General features: G+C 69.0%; 5 protein-coding genes. 1 reads left to right on the forward strand and 4 read right to left on the reverse strand.

Going from position 1 to position 6,963, the window contains the following annotated elements; translation table 11 throughout:
- Positions 1 to 185: 185 nt before the first annotated feature.
- The gene (locus AB0J64_RS56380) at positions 186 to 1,175 is read left to right on the forward strand and encodes a LacI family DNA-binding transcriptional regulator (protein WP_364046774.1); all 990 of its coding nucleotides are present in this window, start codon (positions 186 to 188) and stop codon (positions 1,173 to 1,175) included.
- 1,300 nt (positions 1,176 to 2,475) lie between these two features.
- Here the strand turns inward: AB0J64_RS56380 and AB0J64_RS56385 are convergent.
- From AB0J64_RS56385 to AB0J64_RS56400, 4 genes are all read right to left on the reverse strand, one after another.
- Positions 2,476 to 3,231 carry a hypothetical protein gene (locus AB0J64_RS56385; RefSeq protein WP_364046777.1) on the reverse strand — a complete coding sequence of 252 codons (756 nt, stop codon included), beginning with the start codon at positions 3,229 to 3,231 and terminating at the stop codon, positions 2,476 to 2,478.
- 61 nt (positions 3,232 to 3,292) lie between these two features.
- Entirely contained in the window at positions 3,293 to 4,948 is a 1,656-nt protein-coding gene (locus AB0J64_RS56390) for a glycoside hydrolase family 2 TIM barrel-domain containing protein (RefSeq protein WP_364046780.1), read from the reverse strand.
- Positions 4,949 to 5,104: 156 nt separating this feature from the next.
- Positions 5,105 to 6,163, reverse strand: coding sequence for a CU044_5270 family protein (locus AB0J64_RS56395; RefSeq protein ID WP_364046783.1), 1,059 nt, complete (start codon positions 6,161 to 6,163; stop codon positions 5,105 to 5,107).
- Positions 6,163 to 6,735 (reverse strand): sigma-70 family RNA polymerase sigma factor, encoded by a 573-nt coding sequence (locus AB0J64_RS56400; RefSeq protein ID WP_364046786.1) that lies wholly within the window; start codon positions 6,733 to 6,735, stop codon positions 6,163 to 6,165. Before AB0J64_RS56400 ends, AB0J64_RS56395 begins: the two co-directional genes overlap by 1 nt.
- Between the last annotated feature and the right edge of the window lie 228 nt (positions 6,736 to 6,963).

A 6,963-nucleotide genomic window follows, 5' to 3' on the forward strand; every position in this document is an offset into this window, starting at 1 on the left:
GGTGCGGGCGGTGTCCGTCGAGGCCCCTCGCCCCTGCGATGCCGGACACGCCCGGCCACTATGACCGGGCGAGGCGGGCGCGGGCTGTGTTCTCCGGCACAGTGTCCGGATCCGGACGACCTCTGATTACTCGCGTAACCTGGCAGGTCCTACGATGGGTGCCCGAGTTCAGATGAGAGGACCGCATGCCCGTCAAGCGGATCACCAGTTCGGACGTCGCCCGGGCCGCCGGCGTCTCCCGCGCCACCGTGAGCTTCGTGCTCAACGACAAGCCCGGGATGCGCATCACCGAGGAGACCCGGCGCCGCGTCCTGGAGGCCGCCCGCGACCTGGACTACCGCCCGCACGCCTCCGCCCGCTCCCTGGCGGCCGGCCGCAGCGACGTCGTGCTCCTGGCCATTCCCGATCTGCCCATCGGGGCAGGCATCAGCCGCTTCGTCGAAGAGCTCACCACCGCACTGGCCGCCTACGGCCTGACCCTGGTCACCCACCTCGCCGCGGCACACGGCCGGCCGCTGCCCGACGTGTGCGCGGCCGTCGACGCCTCCGTGGTCGTCGGCTTCTCCTCCTTCGACCAGCACACCGTCCAGGCCCTGCACCGCGCCGGCGCCGACCTCGTACTCCCCTCCGAGGCCGAGGGCGCCTCCCCCATGCGCCACGTCGGCCGCCTCCAGGCCGAACATCTCATCGGCCGTGGCCATCAGCGCCTCGGCTACGCCCTGCCCGGCCACCCCGCGTTCCGGCAGATGGCCGACGAACGCCTGCGAGGCGCCACCGACGCGTGTACGAAGGCCGGGCTCGAACCTCCCGTTCCGCTGACCGTACACCTGGAGACCGCCAGCGCGGCGCGGGCCGTCACCGGCTGGCGCGAACAGACGGTGACCGGTGTCTGCGCCTTCAACGACGAGACCGCCATCGCTCTCCTCGCCGGCCTGCACGAGCACGGCCTCGCCATCCCCACCGACATGGCCGTCGTCGGAGCCGACGACATCCCCACCGCGCGCCTGGCGGTCCCGCCGCTCACGACCGTCTGCTACGACCTGCACGGCGTGGCACGACACCGCGCCGAGACGATCGTCACCAGCCTGGCCGGCGCGGGCGAGACCACCCACCGCACCCGCAGCTCGGCCGACGCCTCGACCAATCCACACGTCGTCCAGCGCTCATCCACCTGAGCACCAAAATTGGCGGAGAAGCCGTCAGGGCCATGACTGGAAGCCCTCGTGCCGGACGGTCCAGCTTCCGTCGCGGGGAAAGCCCGGACAGTCGTCGCCGCCCGCGCCGTCCAGCCGGCGGTCATGAGGGAGACGGCAGTGAGGAGGGCGCCGTTGGCCGGCAGGTAGAGGGGCAGGATGCTGCCGATCTGCGGGCTGTGGCCGGTGCCCAGGTAGGCGTTCTTGGCGGTCTCCATGAGGAGGGCGTCCACGGCCAGGTCGGGGCGGCCGAGGCAGGTGGCGGTCATGGCCATGACGGGGAAGTCCCAGCCCCAGGCGGTGTTCCAGTCCCAGTGGTCGCGGACGTCGAGGAGGGTGGCCTCCATGACGTCGGGGTCGATGAGCGGAGTCCTGGGGACGACGCCGAGGGCGCAGAGCATGGAGGGGTGGTCGTCGCGGCGCAGGTACGGCTCTGTCGCGATCGCCGAGTAGACGCCCGCTTCCTGGCGTGGCAGAGCGAGGTTCTCCTGGATGTGCTGCCAGTCCTCGTGCCGCTCGAGGCCGAGCCGTTCACGCCGGCGCTGCGCGATCTCCAGGCCCCACCACCAGTAGGCGAGCTCGAAGGTCGGGTCCTCGGTGGTCCTGGCGTCGTAGAACTCCTGGGCAGGCCGGAGCGGGGCGGGCAGGTGATACACGCCGTCGCGTTCCTCGACGAAGGAGGCCATGAACGCCGCCGTCTCCTCGACCAGGCCGGCGAAGCGGGTCACCAGGTCCTCGGCCTCCTTGCGGGCGCGGTGGAGCAGTTCGAGGAGGTAGAGGAGATGGGGCTGCTGCCAGATGAGCAGGGAACCGATGTCGGACGGGCTCTCGCGGCCGTCCGGCCCGACGTGCTTGGGCCAGCGGGCTCCCGCGTAGCGCTGCCGTCGGGCGGTCCCGCGAGCGACGTCGAGGATGGACTCGTACCAGCCGAGACTCCGTTCCAGCAGCTCAGGGCGGCTCCAGGCAGCGAAGTGGGCGGCGTGCCAGAAGTGCATCTCCAGGTGGAACTTGCCCTGCCAGGAGTTGGTGATCAGGCCGGTCTCCTGAGGAGGCATGGTGCCGGAGCAGTTGACCGCGGTCAGGTACTGCGACAGGACGACGCGGCGTTCCAGCTCGGCCGCTCGTGGGTCGGTGCTGCCGGCGAAGTCGACGGCGGCGCCAGAGGTCCAGAACCGCCGCCACCAGGTGGTCGCCGCGCCTGCGATCGTCAGGAACTCACCACGGCCGAGCACACCACCCGGGGCGAAACTGGTCACGATCTCCAGCGTGGTGGCCGACGTGGTCAGCTCGAACGCGTGCGGCTCCGCGGTGGCGTCGATGTCGCCTCCGACCAGTCCAGGCGCATCACGTAGGTGGTGTCGTCGAGGATGCGGCCGAAGCGGCAGGCGTGCTCGTCCAGCAGGTGGAGGGTGGTGGCGTGCTGGTCTGCGGCGGTCCAGTCGGAGGTCTGGAAGAAGCCGTCGCCGGCATAGGGGAAGCGGACCGCGACGGCGGCCTGGCCGGTGGCGAGCAGGTCCGATTCGACACGGAAGGCGACACGTGCGTGGCGGGGGTCGGCGACGGTGGTGACGCGGACTTCGTGCCCGGCATAGGTGAAGGCGCTGGTGAGGGTTCCCGTCCACAGGTCGAGGCGCTGGCGCGGGTCGAGGAGCGCGGCGGGATCGCCTTCCGCCGGCGCCCCTGGTTCCGGTCTGAGGACGAGCCCGATGCGGCCGAGGTCGAGCCGGTGCGGGTTCACGTGGAGCCAGGTTCCGGCGCGGTACTCCCGGGCGACCTCGCCGCCCATCATCGCGGCCATGTCGAACCTGTCCGGGTACTGGACCGGTCCGCGGGAGGTCTCGTACGTGGACATGGCGTCGGCGAGAACGAAGCCGTCGGGGTTGGGCATCGCGTGCCAGCCCCAGGTGGACATCGTCGCGGTGTTCACCGCGAGCCGCCCTTCGGCACGGGCGGCGGCCTGGTCGTGGAAGGCGGTGAAGGTCTGCATGCCGGTGATGTCGGCGGTGTAGGCGAAGTCGCCGTTGCCGACGGTGAGCACCGTCGCCGGGTCGGGGCGGGTGAGCTCGACGTGTGGCGGCGGACCACGGACTCGCGGTCGATCATGCGTTCTCTTCCTGGACGTCGATGATGACCTCGACCGGGGCGCACCCCGGGGCCGAGGCGAGCAGCCGGATCTTGCCGGGGCCGGTGGGGCGGACGACGGCGAGGGCGCGGCCGTCGTAGGTCTGGCGTTCGGTCGCGTCGAAACGTTCCTCGGTGGACGGGGCGGCGCTGCCCAAACCGGCCAGCACGCCCGCGCCCGACACCTCGACCTGGACCGTCCGGTCGGCCGAGGTGTGGAGCGTTCCGTTCGCGTCGGTCAGCGTGAGGCTGACATAGGCGAGATCGCCGCCGGTGGCAGCGATGACGGACCGATCGGCCTCGGCGCGCAGCAGAGTCGGCCCGGACGCGGAGCGGAGCAGGTCCCGGCCGGTTTCCGCACCGTCGCGGTAGGCGATGGCGAGCAGTTCGCCCGGCTCGTAGGTCGTCTCGAACGTGGTGCGGAAGCGATCCACCGGTTGCCGTCCGAGAGAACGGTCGTTGACGAGGAGTTCGACCTCGTCGGCGTCGGCGTAGACCTCAACCGTGACGGGGGCGCCATCGGGCCAGGTCCAGCTCGCGATGGTGTCGCTCCACGCCCAAGGGCTGCCGATGAAGGTCTCGCCGTGGTGCTCAGGCCGCTGGACGGCCAGGTAGGGCTGCGTGCGCAGGCCGAAGACGATCTCGCGGTAGTAGGAGGCGGGGCGGCGGTGGCCGGTGATGTCGATGTCACCGCAACCGGCCAGCAGGTACGGGTACGGCGCGGTGTGGACGGGCCGGTCACCGTACTGGGGGCGGCCGATGCCGACCTCGCCCAGGTAGTCCCAGCCGGTCCAGGTGAAGTCGCCGATCACCGTGCTGTGCCGCTGGAGGAGTGCCCAGTTGCGGTCGATGCGGGTGGGGAAGGTCTCGGTGCCGAGGATGATCCGGTCCGGGAACTTCTCGCGATCAAGCGCGTAGCGGCTGTCGGAGTAGTTCATCCCGGCCACGTCGAGCACGCTGTACGACTCGGCGGTGCGCTCGGTCACCACGTCGGAGACGGCGACGGCGTTCATCATGTCCCCGGCGTCGGCCATCAATATGTTGATGCCCGCGCCCTGCTGCCGGAAGCGGACCAGTTCGTCCATGACGGCCAGCATGTTGTTGATCGCATTGGTGACGTAGCGGGTGCCGTCCAGGGAGCGCACCTTCTCGGCCAGCCTGCGTCCCCAGGCGGCGCCGGAGGGCGTGCCGGTCTCGGGGATCTCGTTGCCGATCGAGTACATGATGACGCTGGGATGGTTGACGTCCTTGGCCACCATGGCCTCGATGTCGCGCTCCCACCACTCGGGGAAGCTCAGGCTGTAGTCGTACGGGCTCTTGGCGGAGGTCCACATGTCGAACGCCTCGTCCACGACCAGCATGCCGAGCCGGTCGCAGGCGTCCAGCATGGCCCTGCTCATCGGGTGGTGCGACATGCGGAGGGCGTTGAAGCCGGCCTCTTTGAGAATCCGCACCCGCCGCTCCTCGGCACGGGCGAACGTCGCCGCGCCGAGCGGGCCGTTGTCGTGGTGGACGCACGCGCCACGCAGCTTGACGCTCTCCCCGTTGATCCGCAGCCCGTGCTCGGGGTCGAGGCGCAGGGTGGTGCACGTACCGGTCCTTCCAGCAGCGGATCTGCTTACACGCGTAACCAACGCGCGTAAGCACGTTAACAGCAACCCTTGCAGAAAGGGCAAGACGTGGATCCGTAACGAGTCCGCAACAAAGCCTCTCCGCACCGCCTTGCGCCCTCGATTCCACACCCGAAAGCCCAGGTCAACGGCCTGGGCTTTCGGGTTTCCTGCAAGCTGTCAGTCGTGTCCGCGTCGGCCCTGTCGAGGGCCGAGAACGTTCGTCCATTCGGCGATCATTTGCTCATCGACTGTGGCGTTCCTGCCTGGATCGAACTGGCTGCTGATGAATTCGTAGGTGTCTTGGCGGAACACCAGCCGAACCTCGATCTTCCGCATCGGGCCGGCGGCACTGGCTCGGACCGGCTGGGTGTGGGTGAGGACGACCACTGGATGGCCTTCCGTGTCGAACGCGCTGCTGACGACCCGTACGCCGTCGATCTGGGCCAGCATCCGATACAGGCCTGCACGTGTCTTCGGTGTGATCGGCTGAGCGAACAGGCCCGGGGCGGAGCTCCACAGGAAGCTGTCCAGAGCGGACCCTTGGGGCTTTCCCACAGCTGACTTGGCGATCACATTGCGCAGCGCGCTCGGGTCGGACGGCAGGTTCGTCAACTGATCGAGCCCCATGTGATTTCCGTCCAGGCCCCACCTGGTGAAAATCCGGTCGTTGTCCTCGGTGTAGCCGAGCTGCTGTGTCAACGCCGGTGCGCCGTCGGCACGCCAGTTGGATTCATCTTCAGGGGTGTCAAATGAGACCTTCGGGTCGAGGCCGATGATGGTGCGTACGAATCCGCTCCTGGAAGTCCATTGCTCCAGGGTTTCGCATGCGGTGAATCGGTAGGGAAGCCCGCTCGGTCGCTGGACACCGACGCGGCACCTCCGGGTCCTCACATGCCAGTACTTGCCGGAGACCGGTTCCCGAGCAGCCGCGATGCGCTCCGCCCCGACGAGCAGGAAGGTCCTCGCGTCAACGGGGGCGGCAGTGCCGGCCTGGCTTGGAGGAGTGAGGCGGCGGTGATAGCCGACGTCGGCAAGCGAGGTGATCACCGCGGCTGCCACGACGGCGACCGCGACCGACGCAGTGAGCAGAAGCGGCATCCGGGGCACCCGGCGGCTACGGACGGCAGCAGCCGGCCGTGGAGTCGCAACGATGGCAGAGATCTTCGCGTCTGAATCGAGCGCGGTCACTTCGTCCAGGGCTGAGGGCTTGAGGGCCGCTACGAGGTCGTTCGTCATCAGCGGTGTCCTTCCAGAACGCCCTTGGGGAATGTCGCCGAGGGTGCACCTTGCTTCAGCGCGCGTGCCAGGCGCCGGCGCGCCCGGTGGATTCGCACGTAGTAGAGGGCTGTCGTGCAGCCGAGAACTGTCGCGGCCTGTGCCGGGGTGAGGCCGTACCAGGCGCTCAGGATCAGGATTTCGGCATCTTGTCCCGGCAGGGAGGCGAACGCGGCCAGGACGGCGTCTCGCTCGACCACCAGGTCACCGGTATCCCAAGCCGCCACGTCGCGCTCGTCGGTGAGCTGCGCGATCCGCTGGGCGATCGTCTCGTGTCTGCGGCCGGCGGCAGATTGTTTCAGCCGGTGGTTCCTGGCCACCCCCAATAGCCACGGCAACGGATCGTCGTGTGGAACCGCGTCGAGCTTGCGCCACGCCGTCATGAACGTTTCGTTCGCGACATCTTCCGCCACGCTGCGCTGGCTGTACGCGAGCGCGTAGCTCAACACCTTCGCGTAGTTGCTCTGATAGATGAACGTGAAGCGGGCGACTTCATCGCTGTCGTCGTGATCGTGGAGGCTGTCGTTCGTCACGCCACCACCCCCTCTCGGGTGTGCTGCCAGGTCTGATACCGGGTAACCCCACGCACACCCGCATTTCTTACATGCCGCACCCGAAATTCGGGTCGGTTCACCGCGCTCTGCTCGAAGAGATCGGCGATGAGCCGGGGTCCGGGCAGGACCCCGTGGCAGGCATCAGGCGGCGTCGAGGGCTGCGGTGATCTTGCGGGCCATCTCGGTGAGGGTGGGGCTGGGCGGGCC

Source organism: Nonomuraea sp. NPDC049695 (genome assembly GCF_040674955.1).
In the GTDB taxonomy this organism is placed as follows: Bacteria; Actinomycetota; Actinomycetes; order Streptosporangiales; family Streptosporangiaceae; genus Nonomuraea; species Nonomuraea helvata.

Bases quoted from the DNA above. Each gene is read 5' to 3' on its own strand.
- AB0J64_RS56395 (WP_364046783.1), bottom strand. From the start codon at position 6,163: ATGACGAACGACCTCGTAGCGGCCCTCAAGCCCTCAGCCCTGGACGAA.
- AB0J64_RS56380 (WP_364046774.1), top strand. From the start codon at position 186: ATGCCCGTCAAGCGGATCACCAGTTCGGACGTCGCCCGGGCCGCCGGC.